We start from the raw sequence: 22,294 nt of genomic DNA on the forward strand, positions 1-22,294 counted from the left end.
CGCGTCCAGCCGCCGTTCGGCGTCCGGGCAGCCTCAATCTGCTCAGCGGTCGGGATCATGCCTCGCCCTCGCTCGACTGCTCAGGGATGGGCGCTGGACTGCCGATGTTCACTTCTGCTGCCAAGGCCGCCAGTTCATTGGCCGTCGGCATCCGAAGGTTCGAATAGTCCTTCTTCGCGCCCTGGTTGACCTTGTGCCCGGACACCGCGGCCATCTCATTCAACAGGGCCGTCACCTCCGCCGGATCCACCGGGTCATCCGCGATGCGCTTGCGCTCCGCCAGTTCCTCTTCGGCGCGCCTGGCGGCATCCAGCAGGCGGTTCATGGTCCGCTCTCGCTGCCCTTCGGCCATCCGGATGTAGGGGAGCAGTTCCCCGATGCCGGCCGGGAAAAACTTGTTCTGCTTGGCATAGGCCATTGCCGCTTCGCGCACCGCCTCCAGGCAATGGGGGCGGCAGTCGTCGCGCAGGATGCGGAAGCGGGCGCGGGCTTCATCCTGGCTTTCGTTCCGCGTCGTGGTGCGCAGGCGCAGTTCACCAAGGATCTGGTCGAGCGGGTCGGAGATGATGGGCACGATGCGCTTCTCTCCGGTGCGCTCATCCTTCTCTTCGCAATGGCCTACCGTTTCCCGGACCGCGCGCTCCGCCAGGCTGTCGCGGAACCGCTGGGCGACCTCGCGAAGCTGGCGCGGGCCATCGGCGGGGATGGTTGCCGGCAGGGCGAACGGCCCATTTTCGAACAGGTCGCGACCCAGCCAGTCAGGAACGTTGGCCAAAAGCGAGGTCAGAGAGAACGGGGTCGCGGAAGTCAGAGCTATGCTGGCCGAACCCTGAATTGCGATTTCTTGTCCCATTTTTCAGGCATCCTTCGATGAAAGACACAGGCTCGATGGCCCCTTCACGTTTCGCCCTGCTCAGGGCTGCGATGACGGCTTCAGCGCCATAATCGCGTCGCCAGCGCCCCAGCATCGGCCCGGCGCGGGCAGGGGGCACGCCAGCCTCCGACAGCAGCTTCTTCCCGGCGTTGAACATGATCGTCTGCGGGTCAGGCAGCGGATCGTCAGGACGATCTCCGAACAAATCACTGGCAGCGGGTTGCGCTGGCGCGGCGCCAGAACCGTCAGGTTCTGGAGTTTGTTTCCCTTGTTTTCCTTGCTTATTATTTGCGTCGCTGCCGCGTCGTTCCTGCGTCGCTCCTGCGTCGGCAGGTGCGTCGGTCTGATTTCCGAAGCGCTGAATTTTGTCGTAATCGCAGATAGTTATGATGGTTTGCCCTGCGTCGGTACGTGCGTCGATAAATTGATCTTTCTGCGCACGAGACAGGAAGCGGCGAACCTTCGCCTCGTCCCAATCCCAAGCCTTCGCCATGAAGCGCAACGAGTAGGAAAGTTGACCGCGCTTGATGGCCACGGTCTTCCCAGCGACGTCGATCGAGCGGTCTGTGTAGGCGGCATTCTCCATCAGCCAGACCCATGCGTCACGGCGCGAGAAAGGCTCCCGTCCGAACATGGGATAGTCCTGCCAATTGCGGGGCATGAGGTAGAAGCCGCCATCGCTCACGCGGCGCCACCGTCGCACCAAAGACCGCATTCGGCATCCATGTCCGGGTCGCCGTCGAACAGGCCGCCCGCGAATAGATCAGGTTGGCGACGGACATCGCGGATCAGTTCAGCGTAGCTGTATTCGGTAACGAAGCGCCCCTTACCAACGACTTCCATGTCCGCCCACCACTGGAGAGTTCCCGGCTTCGTGCGCTCGACCTCCCAGAGTTTCGGCCGCGCCTTCAGAAAACAGCCGTCGCAGTTGCCTTCGAATGGCAGAAGCTGAAGGTCGAAGTCCTGAGCAGCCCAGAAAGTGCGGACGTCGCGGTTGGTGACGCCAGCTTCATTGAGAGGATGCAAATTGTGCCAACGCTCTTTGTTCGGCCGCTGCCCGCGCTCGATGCGAGACGGCTCATCAGCACGGATGCCTACGACATTGGCCCATGCGTCATAACCCAACGACAGCATGTACCACTTGAGGACGCGGACCTTTAATTCTTGCGTGCACCAGCGCGCCACCGCGTTCGGAGTATACTGCTTGTCGCGGATCAACGTTTCGAACGGCTCGCCCGATCGACTCGCGCTGTTGAAGCCGACTTCTTCAAACCTATCCTCGATCGCAAGACTGGTTTTCCGAGAGCGAAACTCCAGCCAATGGACGCGGACAGCCCAGCGCGTGGCGCACTCATGCACAAAGCGTAGTGTCTCTTCCCGCTCCTTTCCGGTGTTGGCGAAGCAGACGTGGACATCATCGGGAAGCGCGCCCCCGTGGGCGTCCAGGATGTGCCACAGCATATAGGCCGACGTGCGCCCACCGCTGAACGAAATCAGCGCCGGACCTTCGATGAGATAGGGATTGCCCATCAAAGGCCCCGCCGGTTCATCTCGCGCGCCTGCATCCCGACGCTGACCATCCGCGTGACGAACTCACCCAGGGGAACGCCCTCTTCGCGCGCCGCCCGCATCACCTCCGCCGACAATCGATGCCTGGGCGCGTCCGCTGATGCCAGCCGGTCCAGTTCCGTCACGCAGAGCAGCTTGGCGAATGCATCCAGCCTGATGGGGTGGGGATGGACGTCGAGCGCTTCCAGCAGGGCGTCCATTTCGCTGTCGGTCAGGGTGAAGCTGACCAGATTGGATTGGCCGCGGGCAGGCTTCAGCACCAGCACGGGGGCCTCAGCATCGGCGCGGATCTGGTCCAGCGCCTGCAGGAATATGCCGCGGCAGAAGGCAGCATAGGATTCGCCCGGCCTTGACGCTCTACCATACAGGTCGCTCAACCAGGCGACGTCTGCGGGATTTGTCAGGTTGAAGCCGATGTTGTTGCTGCGCTTGGGGGCGGAGAGTTTCATGCGCACCGCGGCCTCGACGGGGGCGACCGGCATTTCAGGCGGCGGAGGGGGTGTCGACGCAGGCGCAGATGCCGTTGGATGCGACGCTGACCCGCTGCCATGCTCAGGGGTCTGAAACTTGTACGGCGGCATCTTGACCGGCTCGACGGCCTTTGTCGGCACCGCGTCGTGCTTGGGCGCGGCCGGCACGGGCGTCGGATCACTGGCGGGAACAGGCCAGAAGACCGCCTCGCCGTTCCTCCACTTGGCCTTCAGCACCACGACGGCGGGATATTTCCCCCACATGTCGACGCGGATATGGTCGCTGCCTTCCAACTGGTGCAGGGCATCGTCCAGCACCTCATCGTCATCGATGTTGCAGGCTGTCATGAGCGCGTTGCGGGAAAGGCCGGGTCGCTTCTCGACGGCACGGGACCGGAGAGCGTTGAAGACGGCGACGCGATGCTGGAGGTTGGCGGGCATGGAGGTTCCCCCTTTGAACGGCTATCGGGTGAGGCTGAGAGGCGGGCGCAGCACTTCATCGGCGCGCCACGGCGTGGGCAGATTGAGGACGTCGCAGGCATAGTCGACGACGCCGATCGCTTCCGCCTGGTCATGCTTCAGCGGGCGGAAGCCCAACTGGCGACAGCGCTCCATCGCCATGGCCTTCAGATCGGTCGACCGGGTGCCGCGTGGCATCCTGCCCAGGAAATGGCGACGCCATGTGGTCTGATTGACCCCCCGGACGATGCGGAAGCCCAGAGCCTCCCCGAAGCTCTCTATGTGGGCGGCTATGCCGGCCGCCAGCAGCACGCTTTCCTTGTTCGTGGGGACCGTGCCGGGGATCACGTTCACGACGTCTTCGTAAAAAACGGCCTCGATCGCGCCCAGGCGGTGCAGCGCCATCATATTCTCATGGACGCGAGCAAAGACCTTGCCGCGGGAGGTGAGTTCGCTGCCCAACTCCCATGTGCCGGAGGCCATTTGCTCGCCAGGAGCATAGAGTGCCCAGCCCATGGAGCGCTTGGACGGATCGAGGCCGAGGACGCGCATTTCAGTTGAGCGGCGACACGGTGGCGAGTTCGGGGCGCTTGCGCTCCCTGGTCGGCATCTCGTCGGCCTCGCCGTCGCCCATGGCGTCGACAAGATCGCGGGTCAGGCCGATGTCGAGTTCCTGCATCAACCCGTAGAGGGAGCGCAGATAGTCGTCGCGCTTGGTGTCTTCCATGTCGAACAGCTTGAACGCCAGCTTCGCGGCGCCCGGATGGACATGGGCCTGCTTCTTGATTGCCTTGTACGCGGTCGACTGTTCCTGCGCGAATTCGCCGACTTTGGCCTGGGCGGGCCGGATGTCTTCCTTGTACAATTTGACCGCGAGAGCGAAATCCGGTTTCGGGATTTCGCCGTTGATCGGCTTGTCGGCAGCTTTCTTGCCTCTGGCCATATCGGTTCCTTTCTGGGTTGAGGGCAGCGGTTCGAAACATTCGGGGGAGGGTGGCTGCCGTGCATCCTCCGCGATGGTGAGTTTGGCCTCGCCGATGGACAGCCCAGCCTCAGCGGCGGCTTGCTCCATCGGGATCTTGTCCCGGATAAGACGGCGGAAGGTCCGCAACTGCTGGGAACCGCCGCTCATTCGATGTCCTCGCCCGTCGCGAAGAAATTGACCGTCTCATGGATGCTGCGGCCATCGCTGTAGTGGACCGACAGGCTCACCGACTCGATGCCGCCGGTTGCCTTGGCCCAGCGCGCCAACTGCGCGATGGCAGGCTCGCTCTCCGGGGCGTCTGGCTTCGGGAATTTCTCTGCCGTCATTGCGCGGTTCCTTGGTGGGGTGTCAGCGGGCCGCCTGCCGCGCTCGCCGGGCGATCTCGCGCTTGTGTTCGTGAGGCTCGCCGGTGTGCCGGTTGATGACGGGGTGAAAGGGTTTCCCGAACGTCTTTGCCCGCGCAGGCGGCGGCGCGAGTCGAATGCCGCCAACTATTGAGCCAAGGATCCGGCCGGCGGCATTGTCGGGAAGTTCGAAGCGCATGAGATTTCCTTTGCTGGGGGAGGGCGCAGTCAGGCGACCTCGCCGCGCGCCAACGAGTAGATGACCGCGGGGAGGGTGCCGGGCGTCGCGATGCCGACGTCCGTTTCGAGAATCCGGTTGAGGCGGCGCTTGAATTCCTCGCGCTCGTTGTCGGCGGCGGCCAATTTCTCCACCAGGCCGATGCCGCCCCAAAGGCAGCCAGCCAAAAAGCCTACCGAAGCGGTAACGGCCGCGAAAATAAGCGCACCGATCATGCGGGTTCTCCATCGAAGAGGGGTGCGGCGGAGAACGATTCAACGGGGCGGTTAAGGGGTGAAGAGATGCCCCCCGCGATCCCCCCGCCTGTCAGGCTGCTCTGCCCATCGTTCCTTTTTCGGTCCCGCCGCGGACCGGGGATCTCGTCGAATTTGCCGGCCTCATTTCCCCAGACCGTCCACCCCGGTCGCTGCTGGCGGCCGAAGATGTCGATGTAGGGACCGTCCCAAAGCGCCTCGATGTCGGAATAGATCTGGTCGGGCTTGCGGCTATGCTCGCGACGCGGTGCCACGATCAGGTTTCGGATCGATCGAGATTTGATCCTGGGATTGCCTATCGTTCCGACAATCCAGAATTCGCTGGCGGCGCGGTATATGTATCCGGTGCCGAAGGCCCAAGCATTGCCTGTCGGGGACTGCTTGGCCCAGCTTCCGCCGGTTTTGAACTGGAACCCGTAATGCGCCAGCAGTTCCAGCGCCTGAGGCATCATCGGAAAAACGCCCCACATGACGCATACGCTGTCTGGCGCCGCGAGATGGCCGACCGGAAGATCCTTGAGTTCTTCCATAGGCATGCAGTCGTAATGTGCGTGGGGCGACTTTTCGTGCCCCTTCTCCGACCACAGTTCATAGGACCACGGCATGTCGATATGGATGACGCCCTGGCTGAACATGGGGATGGTGCCGAACGGCCAGGACGCGGACATGCTCAGCGTCCCTTCGAAGAGAAGGGCACCAGCGTGGCAATCAGGTGGTCAGCGACCGGCTCCAGCTCGCCCTGGTCGACGTGGCAAAAACGGTTGTCGGCGCCGCGAATGGCGAACTGGCTGACGCCTTGGGCCAGCGTAGCGATCACGACGCCCGGATCTCCAGGCTGCGGCGTCAGGCTATGTGCGCCCATGCCGATCCGACCCATCACCTTCGACATGAACAATGGCCCGTCCTTGCCGAGAAAATGGGCGATGCGCAGCAGGTCGCGGGCCTTGGGCGCGCGCCGGTTCTCCAGACTGTGAGCGATCCAACTGGAGACGGTGCGCGCCTTCATGCCGGGTATGCCGGCCTCGATGTCATCGACCGAATAGCGCCGACCGTCACCGATGAAGAGTGATAGCGCCAGGTAAACGGCCTCGTCCGCCATTTCTTGCGTGCAGAAGGGAATCGTCGACACTGCGTTATTGCTCCAACCCTGCGAAAGCAGGACCATGATGAGAAAGGGAAAGTTGACTGCGGCCGGCGCCGTGGGTGCCGTCAGCACCGGCCGCAGCGTTGCCCGGCGTGCAGGCCGGGTTGTCGATGCCGGGCGCAACCCGAAGGGCATCGACGGGAATGAACTGGACGGGGATCAGGCAAGCGAAGCCGGGAACCCGCGTGTCGTGCAGCCAGGCGGTGGCGTTCATCGCGCACCTCCCGCTTTGGGGGAGCGACTGGACGCCGCCCCCGCCGCCGCTACAATCGGGAATGCTACAACACCGATTGAAAGGGGATTCGAATGGCCTCCGAAGAGTTCATTGGAAGAATTGCCGACACCGCCGCGACCGCAGAACTTGCCAGTCTGTTCAGCGCGCACGCACTGGCGATCATCATCAAGCGGTTGCACCAAGACCGGGCATTCACTGACGCGGAATTGCGAACGCTGCACACGGCGCTGGAGCCGCTGCGCCTGCACGCTGATGCGTCGGCGCGCGACATGGCGAGCGGGATCTACGCGACTATTCACGCTGCTCTCCCTGACAAGCCAAAGTCCGGCTGATTGCGGAGGAAACCTCGTCGAGAAGCCTGAAATAGGATTCTGTCGAAACTTCACGCGTCGCGCTGAGCATGCTCGCGAAGGCGAGGTCGAACTTCTCAGCAGCCCGGCCAACGGAATCGGGGATGGAAGCAGCGTCCTGTCCGTTGGCAATCGACTGGACAATCAGGGTTCCGGAAAAGCCCTCGAATACGACCGCGCTTCCATTGCGGACGATGGCGGTGATCTTGCGATCGTCGCTCACGCCGCCCTCTCTTCGGCCGGCCCTGTGGCGGGGGGCTGGTCATGGCTGGCGCTCGGGCGACCGAAAGGCCAAACAACATCTTCTGCCGTGATGGGAATGCCTGCGCGGTTTACGCGCTCGATCACTTCCGGTTGTTTCCCAGCGGGAATTCGCCGTGCTGTCTTCCAGCTTTGAACCGTCGATGGCGCTTCGCCAACGATTTCCGCCATCGCACGGGTGCCCCCGCAACGATCAAACAATGATGGATGAGCAGTCATATGCCGCCTTGTGCGGCAAAAGCGTACAAATTGCAACGGGGATTTCGCACATACATTGTGCGGAAAATTCGGATAGTTGCGCTATGGAAGGCATACCTGAGAAATTGAAGGCTTTGCGGAACTCCGCTGCCCCCAAGGTCACTGTGCGCGGCATGGCGGAATTGCTGGGCGTAGAGCCGTCGTCGTATGCCTATTACGAGGACCCGAAGAAGTTTAAAAAGCCAATTTTGCCGTTCGATCTGGCCAAAAAGATAGCGGCGATTCTTGGTGAGCGAGGAGTTGACACGGCAAAGGTGATGCAGCTCGCCGGATTATCATCGTCCGCATCTCCCGCAATCAAAGCAGCGCCGACCGACTTAGAAGAGCTGGAGGTTGTAGGCACCGTGGCGGCCGGAGTGTGGAGGCAACAGTCAGAAATTCCAGCCGATGAACGGGTCACTATGAAAGTTGGCCCCAACCCCTTTCCGGGCACCGAACGATTTGCGCTTCGGCTTGAAGGTTTGTCGATGAATAAGACGATCCTGCCCAACAGCCTTCTGGAGTGCAGGCGCATACCGTTCGGGGTGGCCGAGCTTCGACCGGGCGATCTGGTGATAGTCCAGCGCCACAATCACGACCTGACTGAGCTTACCTGTAAACGTTTGGACGTGGATGGGGGAGACTGGATTCTGCGCTGCGAAAGCTATGAACCTGAGTTCCAAGACGTTATTCGGATCGGCAGACCGAGTGAAGACGCATTCATAGATAATGAGATCTCTGTAATCGGAGTGGTCCTCAGCGCGCGACAAGATTTTGTCGGAGGGCGGTGGTGATAAGGCGTCTTGTTTTTGCATCGGTTCTGCTGAGCATTTCCGTCACCACATTGGCCCAGCGGCCCGCTTCTGTGGTGGCAGTTGAGCGGGATGAACGGAACGCCAAAATCTTTTTCAGGCCCGGCGAAACGGAGTCGATGAACTATCGGACGCCAACGCGGTCTGGGCTCATTGACGGCACTCCGTATAAGTACACGATCGATTCTCAGGGAAGAGCGGACTATGGCCAAGTTGGCGAATGGACCGTGCGGTCCCGATTTGATGAAATGGAGGATACCGAGACCTGGTATCTTGTCCATGATGATGCCCGACTACTTGTTATGCCTGCGCCGGTGGGTAAGCCGTCTCGGTTCTGTGTGATTGGCCATGACTATCCCGGAAGGCATGCTATGGCGCGGGTAGATACGGAGCAGCCTGTGACGGCTCAGGGTGATGATTGCTTCAGCAGCGCACGCCTGCTCTCCGAATTGTTGAGCGCTTCAACCATCCGGACAAGGCGGTATGAATGGCCGGAAGACCTGCCAGTCGATGCGGTGGGAGACGCATCGCATTTTGCCGATGCGGTGCTTCTATATGCCTTCATGAAGAAGACCAGGTTCGAGTGATATGTACGAAAAAAATTTCTTTTGTGCGAAAATACCGTTGACCTGAACGAAAAAACCGCACATTAAAGCTCCATCACCCGCTGATGGACGCTGACTGACCGCCTCCATCCAGCCCGGATGGAGGCTTTCATGTTGATTGGTTCTGAAAATCAGCCGGCGCCTGCCAGCGGGTGCGGCGCGGCCAGCACCGCCCCCCTTACCCATGCTGGCCGCGCCATTGATTCTGGCGCTTTCCCTGATTTCATTACGCGGGAACTGCTGGAGCCGGAGGCATCGCAGCCAAATGTCATGGCTCAACTGCGAACGCTGCGGGCGGCGCTGCGTGAAACGAACGCGCGGGTTGCCCAAGTAGAAGCTGCTCTAGCTCAATCGCTGTCCAGCGGCGCGCCTCACTTGCCCCAGCAAGCTCTTGGAGGCGATGAAGATGCGGCGTGATTATGTCATGATCGCCCATAGGGGCTTCGCCTGCGAACAGGCGGCTTGCGCTGAAGCTGGCCAACCACAAGGCCATGCTGGCGGTGGTTTTCAGCCATTCCCATTCTTCTCGCGGGATCGTGACGGTCTCGCTCATTCGAATCATCCTTTCGTCGGTGAAGTAAGCCACCCGACGATAGGCGCGACCGGCCATACCCCCAAGGCCACCCCAGCCGGTCGCGCCAACTCTTTCCCCCAAGCCGAAGACATCGCGGATCTGGCCTGCCTGATCCTGGCCGTCATCGTCTGGGCAATCCTCGACATCGCTCTGTGGTTGTCGCTCTGATGCGCGACAACCGGGGCGCCGCTACGCCTTCCGACGATGCGCAGTTCGCGGTGTTCCTGGCCTTCCTTGGGCTGATCCTGTGCGTGCTGGCCGCCTGCGGGGCGCTCGTATGAAGCACGCCCGTATTCCGTTATCTGCCGATCCCTTCGCTCCCTGGGGCGTGGTGGGCTTCATCAACATGAAGCGCTTTTTCGACGTCAGCAGGATCCCCGACACTCCGGGCGACATCGCTGCCGGCGCCGCCCGCGCCGCTCCCGACTTCAATTCCTTGCCCCAGGTTGAGCGCGACCGTCGCGTCCGGGCGGCGATGGAGGCTGCGTCGTGGTGAAGCACGAAATCGAATGCCCGACCTGTGACGGCGAAGGCTATATCCGCGCCGACGGACTGCCGTTCGGTCCCGATTGCGAGGCCTGTGAAGGCACTGGCTGGCGGGAAATGAACGCCGACGAATTGGCCGCTGCTGCTGAACGTCAGGCGGAGGATGCTGCCAGCGAACCGCCGGTGACGATGAATGAAATGCACCGGGCGGCATGGGACCAGAAGCAGGAGTTGCGTCGGTGACAGGCCTCCTGAAAATTCCCGGCGCGAAGAAGCCGAAGCCTGCGCCAGAGCCGAAGGTGAGGGAGAAGGCTGAGCCGCTTCCCAAACCGTCGGCTGCGCTGAAAATGCCGGGCGCGGAGGAAGTCGTAGTGGTCGACGGCCCGCGCCGCATCCTCATCAGCGAGCCGGGCATGTATTTCGACATGCCGTCCGAGGATTATTTCTCGGAGCCGTGCCCGGAACCTGCGCTGACCAATACCGGCATCGGCATCCTCATCAACCAGTCGCCGGAGCATTTCGCGTATAATCATCCGGCTATCGGCCAACCGCCGGCAGAGCGCCGGGCCACGATTGCGATGCACCGGGGATCCGTGGTTCACCGGCTCGCCCTGGGCGCGGGCAAGGATTATTCGGTCATCAACGCCCCGGACTTTACGGGGGCCGACGCCCGCTCCGCCCGCGCCTATGCCGAGCGCAAGGGAAAGGTTCCGATCCTGAAGGGCCATTTCGAGCAGGCCCAGGCCCAGGCGAACATCCTCTATGGGCACATCAAGGAAGTGCTGCACGGCGAACCCTTCCTGTCGGAAGTCGTCGTGGCATGGAAGGTCGAAACCTCGCACGGTGAGATCTGGGCGCGCTGCATGGTCGACGCTTGGTGCCCGACGCTGATGCGCGCCGTGGACATCAAATCCACCACGGATGCGTCCGAAGAAGCTGTGATCAAGCGCATGGTCGACGGCGGCTATGACACACAAGACGTCTGGTATCGCAAGGGGATCGAGCATGTCCTTGGCTGCTTCGGTCGGGTCGCCTTCACCACGCTCTTTTCCGAGACGAAAGCGCCGCATTGCACCCATCCGGTCAGCATAAATGAGGCATGGGCCACCAGCGCCTGGGATCTGTGCGAAGAGGCCGCTGAGACATTCGGCCGCTGCATGAAGGAAGGCCGCTGGCCCGGCTATCCCCGTGAAACCCAGAAGTTGGCCCCGCCCGACTGGCTCATCAATCAGCGCCTTGCGCGCCGTTTCTCTCTGGAGTCCATGTAATGCAATCACCTGCCCGTAAATTCGAGGCTTCTCCAGCCGTGCGCTCGCATGTTCCGCTGCTGGTCGGCCTGACCGGCCCGTCGGGATCGGGTAAGACCTTCACCGCGCTCCGCATCGCCACCGGCATCCAGACAGTCACCGGCGGGGACATCTATTTCATCGACACGGAATCGCGCCGCGCGCTTCACTATGCCGACCGGTTCAAATTCAAGCATGTGCCCTTCGACGCACCGTTCGGGTCGCTCGACTATCTGGAAGCGCTGCAATTTTGCGTCGGACGGGGCGCCGGCGTCGTCATCGTGGATTCGATGTCCCATGAACATGAGGGACCGGGAGGGATGGTCGACCTGCACGATGCCATTCTGGACCGCATGGCCGGTGACGACTGGAAGAAGCGCGACAAGATGACCATGCTCGCGTGGTCGGAACCGAAGCAGAAGCGCCGTCGGCTCATCAACGGAATCCTTCAACTCAACGCCAATTTCGTCTTCTGCTTTCGCGCCAAAAACACGTCGAAGCCGGTCAAGGGCGCCAACGGCAAGACGGAGGTGGAGCAGATGGGCTTCATGCCGATCGCCGGGGAAGAGTTTGTTTACGAGCAGACCTTGAACGCGCTCCTTTACCCCGGAGCCAACGGCGTCCCGACGTGGGAGCCGGAAGGTGTCGGTGAGAAGACGATGGTGAAGCTGCCCCGGCAGTTTCGCGCGCTCGCCCGACGTCCTGGCCCACTGGACGAAGAAGTCGGCATGAAGATGGCGCAATGGGCCGCCGGTGATGACGCTGCTGTCGATGAAGGCGGTGACGAAGGCCGTGCCGTCAGCGACATGGGCGAGGCGCACAACGATAGCGAGGAAGGCGACACCAGCCCCTCCGCCATGAAGGCCCGTGAACTGATCGCGAAGGCTGAGGCTGTCCGCAGCGATTTCGACCTGGAAGCGCTTGAAAAGGAAGCCGCTCCGCACCTCGAATTCATGGCCGATGACTGGGCCGCCAAAGTCGCCGCGGCGATCGAGGCCGCTCGTCCGGTCAGCGCCGATCAGGGAGAATAATCCATGGCCACCGCAGCCAAGAAAGTCGAAATCGACCATGACGCCATCCTCCGCGAGATCGGCAACGACCCGATACTGGCGCTGACGCAGCCTGAAAAGGTGGACCTGCTGATCGCAGCGCTGGAGGCGGAGGACGCACCGGCCGACGTCAGCACGAAGGAAGGCCGCAGCGCCATCAAGAAGCGCGCCGAGCGGGCTGACAGGTTCCGCCTTGATATTCGCGCCGCCCGCTTGGCCAAGACCAAGGAATGGCGCGACCTGACCGACCACGTGAACGAGCAGGGCAAGCTGGTCGAACCGAAGCTGGGCGCGCTGCACGACAAGATCCGCTTGCCGCTGACCAAATGGGAAGAGACGAAATCCGCGCGCAAGGCTGAAGCGCAGGCCATCATAGACGACATGGTCGCCGCCAGCGTCATCACCGCCGAAGACACCAGTCAGACGGTGAAGGACCGGCTGGATCGCATCCGGGGCCGCAATCTGAACGATGAACTGTTCGGCCCGCAACTGGAGCAGGTCGTCGACCTGCGGGACAGCACGGTCGCCACCCTGCTGGCGGCTATCGAGCGGCTGGAAAAGGCGGAGGCCGATGCGGCGGAACTGGCGCGGCTGCGCGAGGCGGAAGAGAAGCGCCTGGCCGAAGAGGCCGAGCGCGAAGAGGCGGCGCGACTTGCCCGCGAAGAGGAAGAACGTCAGCGCGAGGCCGCTGCGGCCCAGGAACAACGCCGGCAGGAAGAAGCACGGCGCATCGAGAGCGAACGTCGGGAGGCGGCGGAACAGGCCATTCGCGACGCGCAGGAACAGGCCCGCCTGGAACTGGAAGAACGGGAGCGCGCGGCGCAGGCCGAGATCGACGCTGCCAATGCCCGCGAACTGAAGGCCCGCCAGGAAGCGAACGCCAATCTGGCCATCGCCCATATCCGGGAATGCAATCTGGGCATGATCGGCGGCGCGACGCAGCCCTTCCCGGTCATCATCCGCGAACTGGAAGAGAAGATCGACCTGTCCGCCGAAACGCTGGGCGATCATGTCCAGAAGGTGGCGGCCCTGCGCGACGATGCGTTGGCCACCATCCGGGCCGCCATGCGGGCGCACGAGGAAAACGAGCGCAAGGCTGCGAACCTCGCGCACCGCAGGCGCATCAACATCGCCGCAAAGAAGGCCATCATGGGCTGCGGTGTCGAGGATGAAGCGCTGGCGGAGAAGATCGTCATTTCGATCGCCGCCGGCGCCATCCCCAACGTCAGCATCGCGTACTGAGGGGAGGCCGGTCGATGCTCCGCCCCGCCGCGTTCAAAGCCAGGAAAAAGAACGCGCCCCGGCCCGAATGGAAGGTGGCGACCGCCTATCTCCAGTGGTTGCGCGGTCGCCCCTGCTATCTGGAGGGGCACCGTTGCGGCGGGTGCGGTGATGCTGAACCTCCGCGCCACACTCCGGTCGAAGCGGCCCATGTCGACCATGGCGGCGACAAGGGCATGCAGACCAAGGCCAGCGACCGCTTCGCCATTCCCCTTTGCCAGCGCCATCATGATGAACAGCACGGCAAGGTCGGCTCATTCAGCCAGCGTGGCGGGTGGAAATCCTTTGAACTGAAATACGGCTTCGACGCCCGGAAGGTAGCCGACGCTTACTGGAAAGCGTGGCCCGGCCGCCGCGCTTGGGAGGAAAATCAGTGACCAGCTTCACCCCTGACCTGCCGACAAACAAGGAAGTCCGCGAGGAACTGCGGGCGTGGCAGCGGCGGAATAAATGGCAATGGAGCGATGTTTCCGCAGCGATGCGCGCCGCCGGCTTATCGTCGGTCCCTGGCGCCCAGCGGTTGGAGGCCTTTGCTGCCGCTCCCCCGATCCACCTTCACCCCAACCAGCTTTACATTGTGCGCCGCTTCCTGACGCGCTTCCCTAATCCGCCGTCCGCCGCCGAACTCATCGAGCGGTTGGGATCGAAATATATGGACCAACATGAGGACGCCAGGGAGCGCGGCATCCGGGAAGCGATCGAGCGGGAAAGGCAGCGAGAGGCATATGTTCGGCGCCTGTTGGAAGCTGAGCGCGCACCGCGGTGCCGGCCGCACCGCGAGTTCATGGACAAGGCCACTGTCGCGGCCCTCAGCGGAGTGAGGCTCTGATGGATCGCCCCGCACGCCACCCTTCAACGCCAGCCCTTCGCGAAAAGACGCTGGCCCTCTCGTCCAACCCGGCAAAGCCCAAGCCCGAAAAGGCCAAGTATCACCGGCAATGGATGGTTCCGATGCCTGCGCGGAAGGCGGTGAGCCGTGGTTGATCGCCCGATCCCTTTCAGCGCGCCGATGGTGCGCGCCCTGCTCGACGGGCGGAAGACTCAGACGCGGCGGATCTGCACCGGGGCCAACGGCTTCGACCTAACCTATGTCGTCGCGCTCGACGATGCGCCGGGCTGGTTCGGCGATGAGGAGGGCGAGGTCTGTTTCTCTGCCGGGTTCAAGCCGGGCGACCGGCTCTATGTCCGGGAGGAATATTATCAGTTCGGCAGCTGGCATGTTGTCGAAGGTGGGCTGACAATGGGCGGCAAGACGAAGTGGGCCTTCGACGGTGCCAAGGCCATGGTCAGCTTCGATCCGCCCGCGGATTTTCTTGTCAGCCGCGACAAGGCATTTCCCGGCCTGCCCCGCTGGTACAAGCGCTTGGGCAGGTTCATGCCGCGCGCACTGTCCCGCATGACGCTGACCGTGACCGATGTTCGGGTCCAGCGGTTGCAGGATTGTAGCGAAGCCGACGCACTTGCTGAGGGCGTGGTCGAATATGAGCCGACCATGGAAGACCCGGCGGAGTTCTCCGCCTTCGACGGCACGGACGTCTTCAACAATGCCGTGTCCGCCTATCACGACCTATGGAACCGCATCAACGGCCCCGGCGCATGGGAGGCGAACCCTTGGGTAGTCGCAGTGTCATTCGAGGTGCGGGAGGGGAATATAGATGGCTGACGCTTACGACTATGACCCGACCTGCCCTCAATGCGGATTCGATCCTTGCGATTGCGACGTAGACGTCTGCCAGAATTGCGGGGGCTATTTTACCTGGACCCCTGAATTGACGGCCACTTGGCGGGAGCATTGGAATCCGGGCGAGAAGGAACGCCAGCCGCAGCGGTGCCGGCGGTGCTTGGTGGATGAATGTTGGGTGGAGGATCGGAACCATGGCTGATCAGACACCACCGCCGCCCCTCAGCGCCGAAGAGCAGGAACTGATGATCACGCTGGCTTACGCCTTCCGCTTGTTCGCGAAGGAGTTGCTGGACAAAACGCCGGCCGACGGCCCGCTGGTTTGGATGAGCATGGGCTTCGCGGCGATGAGCATGGCGTTCGATGCGCGCGAGAGCGACGCCGACGCGCTCATGGCAGCCGAGATATTTGCCCAGTCATCCCGCCAGTCCATGGCGGACATGGTGGCCGGGCAGGAAAGCCATCAGGTGCTGCAATGACGGCCGAATTCCACCAGGTCGGAAAGCAGATCCTGCTGGACGGCCAGCACTTCGCAGATGCCTGCACAGAAGAGGCGGCTGCCCAGATCCTCGCTGGGCTGACCGGCCGCGCCAGCATCGCCGCCTATCTCGACCACCAAGCCGAACTGCGCGGGCGCTGGGCGGGGATCTATCTCCGGGCCATGGCCGCCAATGTGCGGGCCGGCCTTGATCTTGAGGAAAACGAAGGATGAGCGGGCTGATCTTGAATGAGCGTTTGGCAGCGACCTGCTATCTCTGCTTCGGCAAGAAGACGCTTCCCGGTGGCGATAGACCTTGCAATTGCGCTGAGCCTGTTGGCCCGGAGGTGGTGCGCTACTGCCTTGACCGGCTGACGATGGATCAGATGGCCTTTCTCCGATTCGGCGCCCACACATTGGCGATGCAGCCTTGGACAGAAGAGGATTGGAAGGCTCACAACGTCGAACTTTTTGTCGAGCGCGACGATGCGGTTTATGCGGATCCGCCCTATGATGGATACGAGGCGCCCATCTTGGTGCCAGCGACCCAGCATTGGTTCGGCAGCGGGATGATGTCCTTCGGCCCAGGGGTGCAGCCTGGTGGGCGTTACTATCTCCAATATAGACCGTTGGGGCTGTTCCTTCGGGAAGCCCTGATCTGCGCCGTCGACGTGCGATAGGAGGAGGCGGGGATGAGCGCCATAGCAGACCTTGACCGGCGCCTGTCGCGCGCGCTGGAATGTGGGCGCGGGATTCGCCTTACGGGGGCGGACCTCGATATTATCGCGGAAGCGGGCGGCATCGATGCCGTTCGGACAATGGCAGCCAAAGATTTGAGGGAACGGGCGAGATGCCGAGACGTGCAAAGGCGAAGGGAATCTATCAGCGCGGTGCCTTCTGGCTCGATTGGGACCGCCGAGGGGATGGAACCTTGCGAAGCCCCTTCCTCGCTATCTTCTGGTATGACAGCGAGCGAGGCCGGACGCGCAGCGCTTCAACGGGTTCAGGAGATGTTGCCGACGCCAAGCGCGCGCTCGACCGGCACTACCTCCAGCACAGCGAAGGGGCGGCGATCTGCCCAACCTGCGGCCAACGCCGGGTAGCGGGGAGCGGATTTCTTGTGCTGCAATCAATCCAAGACTATCTGGCTGCCAAGGGCGGCGGGGACAAGGCGATCGGCCACCGGATCGCGCACGTCACCCGCTATATCGCGGAGCGGGGCGACGTGACCTTGATTTGCGAGCGGGTCAATGAGGAGTGGATCGCCGGGTTCCGTGCCTGGCTGGCACCGCAGCCCATCATCTCGCCCTCGAAGCAGGAACGCCCACGTGCGCTATCTACGATCGAGAACAGCGTGATTCAACTCGCGGCGGCCATCAATTTCTCACACGGGCGCGGCGACACCATCAAGCCCGCGCAATTCAAGCCCATCCCGACCAAAAGCATCAACCGGACGCCTGAGCATCGCAGCGACATCAAGGAACTGGCGCGCATGTTCGCCTATGCCACCGATGAGCGGTTCCCGGTGAAGCGGGCCGCTTTGCATCGCTTCCTCATAGCATCGGTGGCCACCCTGGCGCGCCCTGATGCGGTGCATGACATTTCCACCGACCCGAAGCGGCGCCAGTGGAATAGCAATGCCCGCGTTCTCAATCTCAATTGGGCTGGCCGGCGCCAGACCAAAAAGTTTCGCCCTGTCGTACCCGTGGCATGGCAGGCTGCGCTGCATCTGGACGCAGCCAGCGGTTTCTTCGTTGGGGCCAAGTCGGTTAAGTCCTCTTGGGAGAGCATGGCCTCTGACCTGGGCCTGCCGGGCGACGGCGAATCTGGTATGAAGCTCATCCGTCGATCAATGGCGAAGCTACTGCGGGACCGGCTTCCGAAGACTGACTGGCCTGAAATCGAGATGTTCCTTGGCCATGCCAAATTCGATGCGACCAGCGACATCTATGCGCCGTTCGATCCTGACTATCTTGCCGCCGGTCGGGCCGAGATAGAGCGCATCATTGATGAGATCATATCGCTGGCGCCGCGGGCGTTTCACCGGAGCAGCACCGGAGAAGGTGCGGAGATATTCACCATCGGAGGCGCGAAAATTGCTGGATAGGGCACAAAAAAGGCCCGGAAACCATGCGGTTGTCCGGACCTTTAAATGGTGGGCGTGGCAAGGATTGAACTTGCGACCCCTGCGATGTCAACACAGTGCTCTACCACTGAGCTACACGCCCACGGTGGAGTGGGCCAATAGCGGGGGGGGGGAAGCAGCGCAAGCGGGAAATTGAGCCGTGCCGCTATTCTTCTGGACAGCAGCCCGCCAAGCCATATGTTGCGGCGCGAAAAGGGGACGCCAAACACCATGCTGCCATCGCCAACGCCGTCTGACCAGCCCATCGCGCGCCTGCCATTCTATCGCCAGCTCTATGTCCAGGTGCTGATCGCCATCGCCGCGGGCGTGGCGATCGGGCATTTTTTTCCCGAAACCGGCGTCGCGCTCCAGCCGCTGGGAGAGGCCTTCATCAAGCTGGTCAAGATGATCATCGCGCCGGTCATCTTCCTCACCATCGTGACCGGCGTGGCGGGGATGAAGGAGCTGGGCGCGATCGGCCGGGTCGCGGCCAAGGCCTTCGCCTATTTCCTGACATTTTCCACCCTGGCGCTGATCGTCGGGTTGATCGTCGCCAATGTCGTCCATCCGGGCGCGGGACTGAATATCGATCCCGCCACGCTGGATGTGGGCAAGGTCGCCCAATATCAGCAGCAGGCGCATGACCGGACGCTGACCGGATTCCTGCTGGACATCATTCCCGGCACGCTGGTTTCGGCCGTGGCGGACGGGCACAATATCCTGCAGGTGCTGTTCGTCGCGATCCTGTTCGGCATCGCCCTCACCATGATCGGCGAAAGGGCCGATCCGCTGATGACGGTGCTCGAATCGGCCAGCCATGCGATCTTCAAGCTGGTGTCCTTCCTGATGAAGGCGGCGCCGCTGGGCGCTTTCGGCGCCATGGCCTTCACCATCGGCAAATATGGGGTGGGGGCGCTGGCCAACTTGGCCGGCCTGGTGGCGACATTCTACCTGACGTCGATATTGTTCGTGCTGGTGGTGCTGGGGCTGGTCGCGCGGCTGGCCGGGTTCAACATCCTGCACCTGATCCGCTATCTGAGGGCGGAACTGTTGCTGGTGCTCGGCACCTCTTCCTCCGAAGCGGCGCTGCCGAGCCTGATCGAGAAGATGGAGCGGGCCGGATGCCGCAAATCGGTGGTCGGGCTGGTGGTGCCGACGGGCTACAGCTTCAACCTGGACGGCACCAATATCTATATGACGCTGGCGGCGCTGTTCATCGCGCAGGCGACCAATGTGCACCTTAGCCTGGAGGAGCAGATGTTGCTGCTGCTGGTCGCCATGCTCTCCAGCAAGGGGGCGGCGGGCGTGACGGGGGCGGGGTTCATCACGCTTGCGGCAACGCTTTCCATCGTGCCTTCGGTGCCGGTGGCGGGCATGACGCTGATCCTGGGCGTCGACCGCTTCATGAGCGAATGCCGCAGCCTCACCAATTTCATCGGCAACGCGGTCGCGACGGTCGTGGTGTCGGCGTGGGAGAAGGGGCTGGACCGGGAGCGGTTCGCCGCCGCCATGGCCGGGCAGCCTCTGCCGCCGACGCCCGATATGGAAGAGGTCGTCGCCGGCTGACGCCTAGTTCAGCCCGGTCAGGCTTTCCGTACCGAACATGCGCTCCACCTCCAGCACCAGTTCGCGCAGGTGGAAGGGCTTGGACAGGACTTTCGCCTGCGGCACGGCCTTGCCCGCCTTCAGCGTGACCGCGGCAAAGCCGGTGATGAACATGATTCGCATGTCGGGCGCGACCGCGGCGGCATGCTGGGCCAGTTCGATCCCGTCCATTTCCGGCATGACGATGTCCGTCAGCAGCAGGTCGAAACGGTCGCTGTCGATATGCGGCACCGCCTGCGCGCCGGTGGCGACGGACACGACCTCATAGCCTGAGCGCTCCAGGGCGCGGGCCAAATAGGCGCGCATGCTTTCATCATCTTCCGCCAGCAGAATTCGAATCATTGCCCCGTACGTCTCGTCCCTGGCCTGTGACGGCCGACCCCCTGATCGCCCCCTTCGCGGATGGCGTGAAGCGACTATATATGCGACAAGGTGTAAATATTATCCAGCCGAGTAACCATTTTTGGGCGGCCGCCTGTGAAAGGATCTTGTTTGGGACATAGCGCGCCGCCGGTTCCGACCGAAACCACGCCCGCCTACGATCTTTACGAGCCCGCTGTCCCCGCCGGGCCGGTGGTCGTTTCCGTGCCGCATGCGGGCCGTGATTATGACGCGGCGTTGCTGGCGCAGGCGCGGGTGCGGCGGGATGTTCTGCAAAGGCTGGAGGACCGCTGGGCGGACATGCTGGCCTATCCGTTGGTGGACCAGGGCGTTCCGGTATTGGTGGCGCGGGTGCCGCGGGCGGCGATCGACCTCAACCGGCATGAGCGGGAGATCGATGCGGCCATGGTCGGCGGCATTCCCCGCGACGTCCCCCTGCAAAGCAGCGTCAAGTTGCGCGGCGGGCTGGGCCTGATCCCGCGCCGCTTGCCGGGCGCGCATGAACTCTGGCAGCGCTCGCTTGGCTGGACGGAGGTGGTGCGCCGGATCGAACTGTTCCACAGGCCCTATCATGCGACGCTGGCGCGGCTGATGCGGGCGGCGCGGGACGCCTATGGCCATGCGATCCTGATCGACCTGCATTCCATGCCGCCGCTGCCCCCGCCGACGGCCGGCCAGGCTGCCGCCGGGCTGGTGCTGGGGGATCGATTCGGCCGCAGCGCTTCGGCCCGGCTGATGACGCTGGCGGCGGACGTGGCGGCCGCCCACGGCATCGCGGTCGCGCAGAATCATCCTTATGCGGGCGATCACATGGTGGAGCGCCATGGCAGGCCGATGCATGGGCTTTATGCCATCCAGGTGGAATGCGACCGAAGCCTTTATCTGGACGACGCCATGGACCAGCCGGGGCCTGGCCTTGCCGCCATGCAGAAGGTGGTGGCGGCCATCGTGAACGCCCTGGCGCATGAGCTGCCGCGTTCGGACTATGCGATGGCGGCGGAGTGATTGGGAAGAATAGGGCGTCAGGGCCGATCGGCATTGAACCCATGACGGCCTGCAAAATGGGTGAAGCGAGCCACGTGCCTCGCTTCAATTTCCGCGCTTCCGGCGCATCGTCGCCCAAAAACGGCGCCTGCGGAAAAAGGGCGGCGCACAAGGCGCCGCCCCCATTTCCTCCGGCCGCGGCCGGAAAGCAGTTCCGCTTGCGCGGGGCTTGACCGAACTTACTTGAGTTCGACGGTCGCGCCGGCTTCTTCCAGCTGCTTCTTGATCTTTTCGGCTTCGTCCTTGCCGACGCCTTCCTTGACGGCCTTCGGCGCGCCTTCGACCAGCGCCTTGGCTTCGGTGAGGCCCAGGCCGGTGATGGCGCGGACTTCCTTGATGACGTTGATCTTCTTGCCGCCGTCGCCGGTCAGGACGACGTCGAATTCGTCCTTGGCTTCTTCAGCGGGAGCAGCGCCGGCGGCGCCACCGGCCGGAGCGGCAACCGCGACGGCAGCGGCGGCCGAAACGCCCCACTTTTCTTCCAGAGCCTTGGAAAGCTCGGCGGCTTCGAGGACGGTCAGGGCCGAGAGCTGGTCGACCAGAGCATTGATGTCTGCCATGTTACTTTACCTATTCCCTTCTGGGCGGGGCGTTGGAAGGCCCCTTAAACGAGAGTTGAAAACAGTCTTTTCGGGAAATCCCGCGGCGATCAGGCCGCGTTCTTTTCCGCATAGGCGTTGAAGACCCGCGCGAGCTGGGCAGCCGGCGCCTGGGTGACGGTCGCGAGCTTGGTCGCGGGCGCAACGAGCAACCCGACGATCTTGGCGCGCAGTTCATCCAGCGACGGCATCGAGGCGAGCGCCTTGACGCCCTCCGCGTTCAGCAGCACTTCGCCCATCGCGCCGCCAACGATCTCTAGCTTGTCGTTGGTCTTGGCGAATTCGACCGCAACCTTCGCGGCTGCGACCGGATCGGCCGAGGAGGCGAGGCCGACCGGGCCGGTCAGCAGATCGCTGATGCCGGTATAGTCGGTGCCTTCAAGGGCGATCTTGGCGAGGCGGTTCTTCGTAACCTTGTAGGTGCCGCCGGCTTCGCGCATCTTCTGGCGGAGCTGGGTCGACTGGGCGACCGTCAGCCCGAGGTTGCGGGTCACGACGACCACGCCGACCTCTGCCAGATGTGCGTTCAGCGCGGAAACGACCTCAGCTTTCTGATTACGATCCATGCCATTACTCCACTTCATGTTCACCGGACGGCCCGATGAACGGCAAAACCCACGGGCGAACCCGCGGGGCATTGGTCCGAAGGGGAGAGATCGACTGGCCCGTATCCCTCAAGGAGAACAGGCAGACCCGGACAGGCGCTTGCGCCCGGCCGGCAAAGAACTTTTCCCCGTCTAGGCCGGAAATTAAGAAGGGCAGATTCCCTTCACCGACTGTCTCGGACGGAAGGCCACCGGCACTGCTGCCAGGGGCCTGCTGCGGGCGCCCCTACAGATTTGTAGGAGGCATGTCACGCGGATTCTGA

37 protein-coding genes and 1 tRNA gene are annotated in these 22,294 nt (G+C 62.9%); 20 read left to right on the plus strand and 18 right to left on the minus strand.

What is annotated here, in order from left to right; genetic code table 11:
- Window positions 1-55: 55 nt before the first annotated feature.
- The 12 genes from L286_RS46990 to L286_RS48790 all read right to left on the minus strand — a co-directional run bounded on the left by L286_RS46990 (window position 56) and on the right by L286_RS48790 (window position 6,551).
- Entirely contained in the window at window positions 56-775 is a 720-nt protein-coding gene (locus tag L286_RS46990) for a hypothetical protein (RefSeq protein WP_021224171.1), read from the minus strand.
- On the minus strand, window positions 759-1,559 hold the full coding sequence (locus L286_RS46995) for a hypothetical protein (RefSeq protein WP_021224172.1): 801 nt from the start codon (window positions 1,557-1,559) through the stop codon (window positions 759-761). The genes L286_RS46990 and L286_RS46995 overlap by 17 nt, the downstream gene beginning before the upstream one ends.
- A complete protein-coding gene (locus L286_RS47000; RefSeq protein WP_021224173.1) occupies window positions 1,556-2,404 on the minus strand; it encodes a phosphoadenosine phosphosulfate reductase family protein in 849 nt (282 codons plus the stop codon). The genes L286_RS46995 and L286_RS47000 overlap by 4 nt, the downstream gene beginning before the upstream one ends.
- On the minus strand, window positions 2,404-3,354 hold the full coding sequence (locus L286_RS47005) for a hypothetical protein (protein WP_021224174.1): 951 nt from the start codon (window positions 3,352-3,354) through the stop codon (window positions 2,404-2,406). Before L286_RS47005 ends, L286_RS47000 begins: the two co-directional genes overlap by 1 nt.
- A 21-nt stretch (window positions 3,355-3,375) precedes the next feature.
- Window positions 3,376-3,855, minus strand: a complete 480-nt coding sequence (locus L286_RS47010) for a hypothetical protein (protein WP_021224175.1) — start codon at window positions 3,853-3,855, stop codon at window positions 3,376-3,378.
- Window positions 3,856-3,925: 70 nt separating this feature from the next.
- Entirely contained in the window at window positions 3,926-4,504 is a 579-nt protein-coding gene (locus tag L286_RS47015; RefSeq protein WP_021224176.1) for a hypothetical protein, read from the minus strand.
- Window positions 4,501-4,683: a hypothetical protein gene (locus L286_RS48780; protein ID WP_152522366.1), complete on the minus strand. Its 183-nt coding sequence runs from the start codon at window positions 4,681-4,683 to the stop codon at window positions 4,501-4,503. Before L286_RS48780 ends, L286_RS47015 begins: the two co-directional genes overlap by 4 nt.
- A gap of 22 nt (window positions 4,684-4,705) precedes the next feature.
- Window positions 4,706-4,900, minus strand: a complete 195-nt coding sequence (locus L286_RS48785) for a hypothetical protein (protein ID WP_021224178.1) — start codon at window positions 4,898-4,900, stop codon at window positions 4,706-4,708.
- Between the two features lie 29 nt (window positions 4,901-4,929).
- A complete protein-coding gene (locus tag L286_RS47020) occupies window positions 4,930-5,154 on the minus strand; it encodes a hypothetical protein (protein ID WP_021224179.1) in 225 nt (74 codons plus the stop codon).
- Window positions 5,151-5,828 (minus strand): MT-A70 family methyltransferase, encoded by a 678-nt coding sequence (locus L286_RS47025; protein ID WP_238559356.1) that lies wholly within the window; start codon window positions 5,826-5,828, stop codon window positions 5,151-5,153. The genes L286_RS47020 and L286_RS47025 overlap by 4 nt, the downstream gene beginning before the upstream one ends.
- A gap of 35 nt (window positions 5,829-5,863) precedes the next feature.
- Window positions 5,864-6,322, minus strand: a complete 459-nt coding sequence (locus L286_RS47030; RefSeq protein WP_152522367.1) for a hypothetical protein — start codon at window positions 6,320-6,322, stop codon at window positions 5,864-5,866.
- A gap of 4 nt (window positions 6,323-6,326) precedes the next feature.
- Window positions 6,327-6,551 carry a hypothetical protein gene (locus tag L286_RS48790; RefSeq protein ID WP_152522368.1) on the minus strand — a complete coding sequence of 75 codons (225 nt, stop codon included), beginning with the start codon at window positions 6,549-6,551 and terminating at the stop codon, window positions 6,327-6,329.
- A 92-nt stretch (window positions 6,552-6,643) separates the two neighbouring features.
- Between L286_RS48790 and L286_RS47035 the strand changes: the two genes are divergently transcribed.
- Window positions 6,644-6,904 carry a hypothetical protein gene (locus L286_RS47035; protein ID WP_021224182.1) on the plus strand — a complete coding sequence of 87 codons (261 nt, stop codon included), beginning with the start codon at window positions 6,644-6,646 and terminating at the stop codon, window positions 6,902-6,904.
- Here the strand turns inward: L286_RS47035 and L286_RS48795 are convergent.
- Together L286_RS48795 and L286_RS49895 are read right to left on the minus strand one after the other, a co-directional pair.
- Window positions 6,864-7,145: a hypothetical protein gene (locus L286_RS48795; protein ID WP_152522369.1), complete on the minus strand. Its 282-nt coding sequence runs from the start codon at window positions 7,143-7,145 to the stop codon at window positions 6,864-6,866. The two genes, L286_RS47035 and L286_RS48795, sit on opposite strands and share 41 nt — an antisense overlap.
- Window positions 7,142-7,402 (minus strand): carph-isopro domain-containing protein, encoded by a 261-nt coding sequence (locus L286_RS49895; RefSeq protein ID WP_443215351.1) that lies wholly within the window; start codon window positions 7,400-7,402, stop codon window positions 7,142-7,144. Before L286_RS49895 ends, L286_RS48795 begins: the two co-directional genes overlap by 4 nt.
- Between L286_RS49895 and L286_RS47560 the strand changes: the two genes are divergently transcribed.
- From L286_RS47560 to L286_RS49120, 17 genes are all read left to right on the plus strand, one after another.
- Window positions 7,384-8,214, plus strand: a complete 831-nt coding sequence (locus L286_RS47560; RefSeq protein WP_193746254.1) for a LexA family protein — start codon at window positions 7,384-7,386, stop codon at window positions 8,212-8,214. The genes L286_RS49895 and L286_RS47560 overlap by 19 nt on opposite strands.
- Window positions 8,211-8,819: a hypothetical protein gene (locus tag L286_RS47040; RefSeq protein ID WP_031293694.1), complete on the plus strand. Its 609-nt coding sequence runs from the start codon at window positions 8,211-8,213 to the stop codon at window positions 8,817-8,819. The genes L286_RS47560 and L286_RS47040 overlap by 4 nt, the downstream gene beginning before the upstream one ends.
- A gap of 129 nt (window positions 8,820-8,948) precedes the next feature.
- On the plus strand, window positions 8,949-9,254 hold the full coding sequence (locus tag L286_RS48800) for a hypothetical protein (protein WP_152522371.1): 306 nt from the start codon (window positions 8,949-8,951) through the stop codon (window positions 9,252-9,254).
- On the plus strand, window positions 9,238-9,579 hold the full coding sequence (locus L286_RS47045) for a hypothetical protein (RefSeq protein WP_152522372.1): 342 nt from the start codon (window positions 9,238-9,240) through the stop codon (window positions 9,577-9,579). Before L286_RS48800 ends, L286_RS47045 begins: the two co-directional genes overlap by 17 nt.
- Window positions 9,564-9,692, plus strand: coding sequence for a hypothetical protein (locus L286_RS49650; RefSeq protein ID WP_274518540.1), 129 nt, complete (start codon window positions 9,564-9,566; stop codon window positions 9,690-9,692). The genes L286_RS47045 and L286_RS49650 overlap by 16 nt, the downstream gene beginning before the upstream one ends.
- Entirely contained in the window at window positions 9,689-9,907 is a 219-nt protein-coding gene (locus tag L286_RS48805) for a hypothetical protein (protein ID WP_152522373.1), read from the plus strand. The genes L286_RS49650 and L286_RS48805 overlap by 4 nt, the downstream gene beginning before the upstream one ends.
- Window positions 9,901-10,140 (plus strand): hypothetical protein, encoded by a 240-nt coding sequence (locus L286_RS47050; RefSeq protein ID WP_152522374.1) that lies wholly within the window; start codon window positions 9,901-9,903, stop codon window positions 10,138-10,140. Before L286_RS48805 ends, L286_RS47050 begins: the two co-directional genes overlap by 7 nt.
- A complete protein-coding gene (locus L286_RS47055) occupies window positions 10,137-11,165 on the plus strand; it encodes a PD-(D/E)XK nuclease-like domain-containing protein (RefSeq protein WP_193746255.1) in 1,029 nt (342 codons plus the stop codon). The genes L286_RS47050 and L286_RS47055 overlap by 4 nt, the downstream gene beginning before the upstream one ends.
- Window positions 11,165-12,214, plus strand: coding sequence for an AAA family ATPase (locus L286_RS47060; protein ID WP_084498582.1), 1,050 nt, complete (start codon window positions 11,165-11,167; stop codon window positions 12,212-12,214). The genes L286_RS47055 and L286_RS47060 overlap by 1 nt, the downstream gene beginning before the upstream one ends.
- A 3-nt stretch (window positions 12,215-12,217) precedes the next feature.
- Window positions 12,218-13,474 carry a hypothetical protein gene (locus L286_RS47065; protein ID WP_021224191.1) on the plus strand — a complete coding sequence of 419 codons (1,257 nt, stop codon included), beginning with the start codon at window positions 12,218-12,220 and terminating at the stop codon, window positions 13,472-13,474.
- 14 nt (window positions 13,475-13,488) lie between these two features.
- Complete coding sequence (locus tag L286_RS47070; protein ID WP_021224192.1) at window positions 13,489-13,890, plus strand: DUF968 domain-containing protein; 402 nt, start codon at window positions 13,489-13,491, stop codon at window positions 13,888-13,890.
- Window positions 13,887-14,342: a hypothetical protein gene (locus L286_RS47075; RefSeq protein ID WP_152522375.1), complete on the plus strand. Its 456-nt coding sequence runs from the start codon at window positions 13,887-13,889 to the stop codon at window positions 14,340-14,342. Before L286_RS47070 ends, L286_RS47075 begins: the two co-directional genes overlap by 4 nt.
- Before the next feature lie 147 nt (window positions 14,343-14,489).
- On the plus strand, window positions 14,490-15,176 hold the full coding sequence (locus L286_RS47080) for a hypothetical protein (protein ID WP_031293696.1): 687 nt from the start codon (window positions 14,490-14,492) through the stop codon (window positions 15,174-15,176).
- A gap of 212 nt (window positions 15,177-15,388) precedes the next feature.
- Entirely contained in the window at window positions 15,389-15,673 is a 285-nt protein-coding gene (locus tag L286_RS47085; RefSeq protein ID WP_021224195.1) for a hypothetical protein, read from the plus strand.
- On the plus strand, window positions 15,670-15,906 hold the full coding sequence (locus L286_RS47090; RefSeq protein WP_021224196.1) for a hypothetical protein: 237 nt from the start codon (window positions 15,670-15,672) through the stop codon (window positions 15,904-15,906). Before L286_RS47085 ends, L286_RS47090 begins: the two co-directional genes overlap by 4 nt.
- Window positions 15,903-16,352 carry a hypothetical protein gene (locus L286_RS47095; RefSeq protein ID WP_021224197.1) on the plus strand — a complete coding sequence of 150 codons (450 nt, stop codon included), beginning with the start codon at window positions 15,903-15,905 and terminating at the stop codon, window positions 16,350-16,352. The genes L286_RS47090 and L286_RS47095 overlap by 4 nt, the downstream gene beginning before the upstream one ends.
- A 170-nt stretch (window positions 16,353-16,522) precedes the next feature.
- Complete coding sequence (locus L286_RS49120) at window positions 16,523-17,779, plus strand: hypothetical protein (RefSeq protein ID WP_193746256.1); 1,257 nt, start codon at window positions 16,523-16,525, stop codon at window positions 17,777-17,779.
- 46 nt (window positions 17,780-17,825) lie between these two features.
- Here the strand turns inward: L286_RS49120 and L286_RS47105 are convergent.
- A tRNA-Val gene (locus L286_RS47105) sits at window positions 17,826-17,900 on the minus strand.
- A gap of 128 nt (window positions 17,901-18,028) precedes the next feature.
- Between L286_RS47105 and L286_RS47110 the strand changes: the two genes are divergently transcribed.
- Window positions 18,029-19,363: a dicarboxylate/amino acid:cation symporter gene (locus tag L286_RS47110; RefSeq protein ID WP_025160594.1), complete on the plus strand. Its 1,335-nt coding sequence runs from the start codon at window positions 18,029-18,031 to the stop codon at window positions 19,361-19,363.
- Between the two features lie 3 nt (window positions 19,364-19,366).
- On the opposite strand, the gene cpdR is transcribed toward L286_RS47110, so the two are convergent.
- Window positions 19,367-19,744 (minus strand): cell cycle two-component system response regulator CpdR, encoded by a 378-nt coding sequence (gene cpdR / locus L286_RS47115; protein ID WP_007687442.1) that lies wholly within the window; start codon window positions 19,742-19,744, stop codon window positions 19,367-19,369.
- A gap of 150 nt (window positions 19,745-19,894) precedes the next feature.
- On the opposite strand from cpdR, the gene L286_RS47120 reads away from it, so the two are divergent.
- Entirely contained in the window at window positions 19,895-20,788 is an 894-nt protein-coding gene (locus tag L286_RS47120) for an N-formylglutamate amidohydrolase (protein WP_021224199.1), read from the plus strand.
- Between the two features lie 218 nt (window positions 20,789-21,006).
- Here the strand turns inward: L286_RS47120 and rplL are convergent, their stop codons facing one another.
- Both rplL and rplJ read right to left on the minus strand, forming a co-directional pair.
- Complete coding sequence (rplL, locus tag L286_RS47125) at window positions 21,007-21,387, minus strand: 50S ribosomal protein L7/L12 (RefSeq protein ID WP_007687446.1); 381 nt, start codon at window positions 21,385-21,387, stop codon at window positions 21,007-21,009.
- Between the two features lie 89 nt (window positions 21,388-21,476).
- On the minus strand, window positions 21,477-21,992 hold the full coding sequence (gene rplJ / locus L286_RS47130; RefSeq protein WP_007687448.1) for a 50S ribosomal protein L10: 516 nt from the start codon (window positions 21,990-21,992) through the stop codon (window positions 21,477-21,479).
- Window positions 21,993-22,294: the final 302 nt, after the last annotated feature.

This window comes from Sphingobium sp. HDIP04 (assembly GCF_000445085.1).
GTDB lineage: Bacteria > Pseudomonadota > Alphaproteobacteria > Sphingomonadales > Sphingomonadaceae > Sphingobium > Sphingobium indicum.

Coding starts and splice junctions, on each gene's coding strand:
- L286_RS47000 (WP_021224173.1), bottom strand. CDS start 2,404: ATGGGCAATCCCTATCTCATCGAAGGTCCGGCGCTGATTTCGTTCAGC.
- L286_RS47005 (WP_021224174.1), bottom strand. CDS start 3,354: ATGCCCGCCAACCTCCAGCATCGCGTCGCCGTCTTCAACGCTCTCCGG.
- L286_RS47010 (WP_021224175.1), bottom strand. CDS start 3,855: ATGGCCTCCGGCACATGGGAGTTGGGCAGCGAACTCACCTCCCGCGGC.
- L286_RS47015 (WP_021224176.1), bottom strand. CDS start 4,504: ATGAGCGGCGGTTCCCAGCAGTTGCGGACCTTCCGCCGTCTTATCCGG.
- L286_RS48780 (WP_152522366.1), bottom strand. CDS start 4,683: ATGACGGCAGAGAAATTCCCGAAGCCAGACGCCCCGGAGAGCGAGCCT.
- L286_RS48785 (WP_021224178.1), bottom strand. CDS start 4,900: ATGCGCTTCGAACTTCCCGACAATGCCGCCGGCCGGATCCTTGGCTCA.
- L286_RS47020 (WP_021224179.1), bottom strand. CDS start 5,154: ATGATCGGTGCGCTTATTTTCGCGGCCGTTACCGCTTCGGTAGGCTTT.
- L286_RS47025 (WP_238559356.1), bottom strand. CDS start 5,828: ATGTTCAGCCAGGGCGTCATCCATATCGACATGCCGTGGTCCTATGAA.
- L286_RS48790 (WP_152522368.1), bottom strand. CDS start 6,551: ATGAACGCCACCGCCTGGCTGCACGACACGCGGGTTCCCGGCTTCGCT.
- L286_RS47035 (WP_021224182.1), top strand. CDS start 6,644: ATGGCCTCCGAAGAGTTCATTGGAAGAATTGCCGACACCGCCGCGACC.
- L286_RS47560 (WP_193746254.1), top strand. CDS start 7,384: ATGATGGATGAGCAGTCATATGCCGCCTTGTGCGGCAAAAGCGTACAA.
- L286_RS49895 (WP_443215351.1), bottom strand. CDS start 7,402: ATGACTGCTCATCCATCATTGTTTGATCGTTGCGGGGGCACCCGTGCG.
- L286_RS48800 (WP_152522371.1), top strand. CDS start 8,949: ATGTTGATTGGTTCTGAAAATCAGCCGGCGCCTGCCAGCGGGTGCGGC.
- L286_RS47045 (WP_152522372.1), top strand. CDS start 9,238: ATGAAGATGCGGCGTGATTATGTCATGATCGCCCATAGGGGCTTCGCC.
- L286_RS48805 (WP_152522373.1), top strand. CDS start 9,689: ATGAAGCACGCCCGTATTCCGTTATCTGCCGATCCCTTCGCTCCCTGG.
- L286_RS47060 (WP_084498582.1), top strand. CDS start 11,165: ATGCAATCACCTGCCCGTAAATTCGAGGCTTCTCCAGCCGTGCGCTCG.
- L286_RS47065 (WP_021224191.1), top strand. CDS start 12,218: ATGGCCACCGCAGCCAAGAAAGTCGAAATCGACCATGACGCCATCCTC.
- L286_RS47070 (WP_021224192.1), top strand. CDS start 13,489: ATGCTCCGCCCCGCCGCGTTCAAAGCCAGGAAAAAGAACGCGCCCCGG.
- L286_RS47085 (WP_021224195.1), top strand. CDS start 15,389: ATGGCTGATCAGACACCACCGCCGCCCCTCAGCGCCGAAGAGCAGGAA.
- L286_RS47090 (WP_021224196.1), top strand. CDS start 15,670: ATGACGGCCGAATTCCACCAGGTCGGAAAGCAGATCCTGCTGGACGGC.
- L286_RS47095 (WP_021224197.1), top strand. CDS start 15,903: ATGAGCGGGCTGATCTTGAATGAGCGTTTGGCAGCGACCTGCTATCTC.
- L286_RS49120 (WP_193746256.1), top strand. CDS start 16,523: ATGCCGAGACGTGCAAAGGCGAAGGGAATCTATCAGCGCGGTGCCTTC.
- L286_RS47110 (WP_025160594.1), top strand. CDS start 18,029: ATGCTGCCATCGCCAACGCCGTCTGACCAGCCCATCGCGCGCCTGCCA.
- cpdR (WP_007687442.1), bottom strand. CDS start 19,744: ATGATTCGAATTCTGCTGGCGGAAGATGATGAAAGCATGCGCGCCTAT.
- rplL (WP_007687446.1), bottom strand. CDS start 21,387: ATGGCAGACATCAATGCTCTGGTCGACCAGCTCTCGGCCCTGACCGTC.
- rplJ (WP_007687448.1), bottom strand. CDS start 21,992: ATGGATCGTAATCAGAAAGCTGAGGTCGTTTCCGCGCTGAACGCACAT.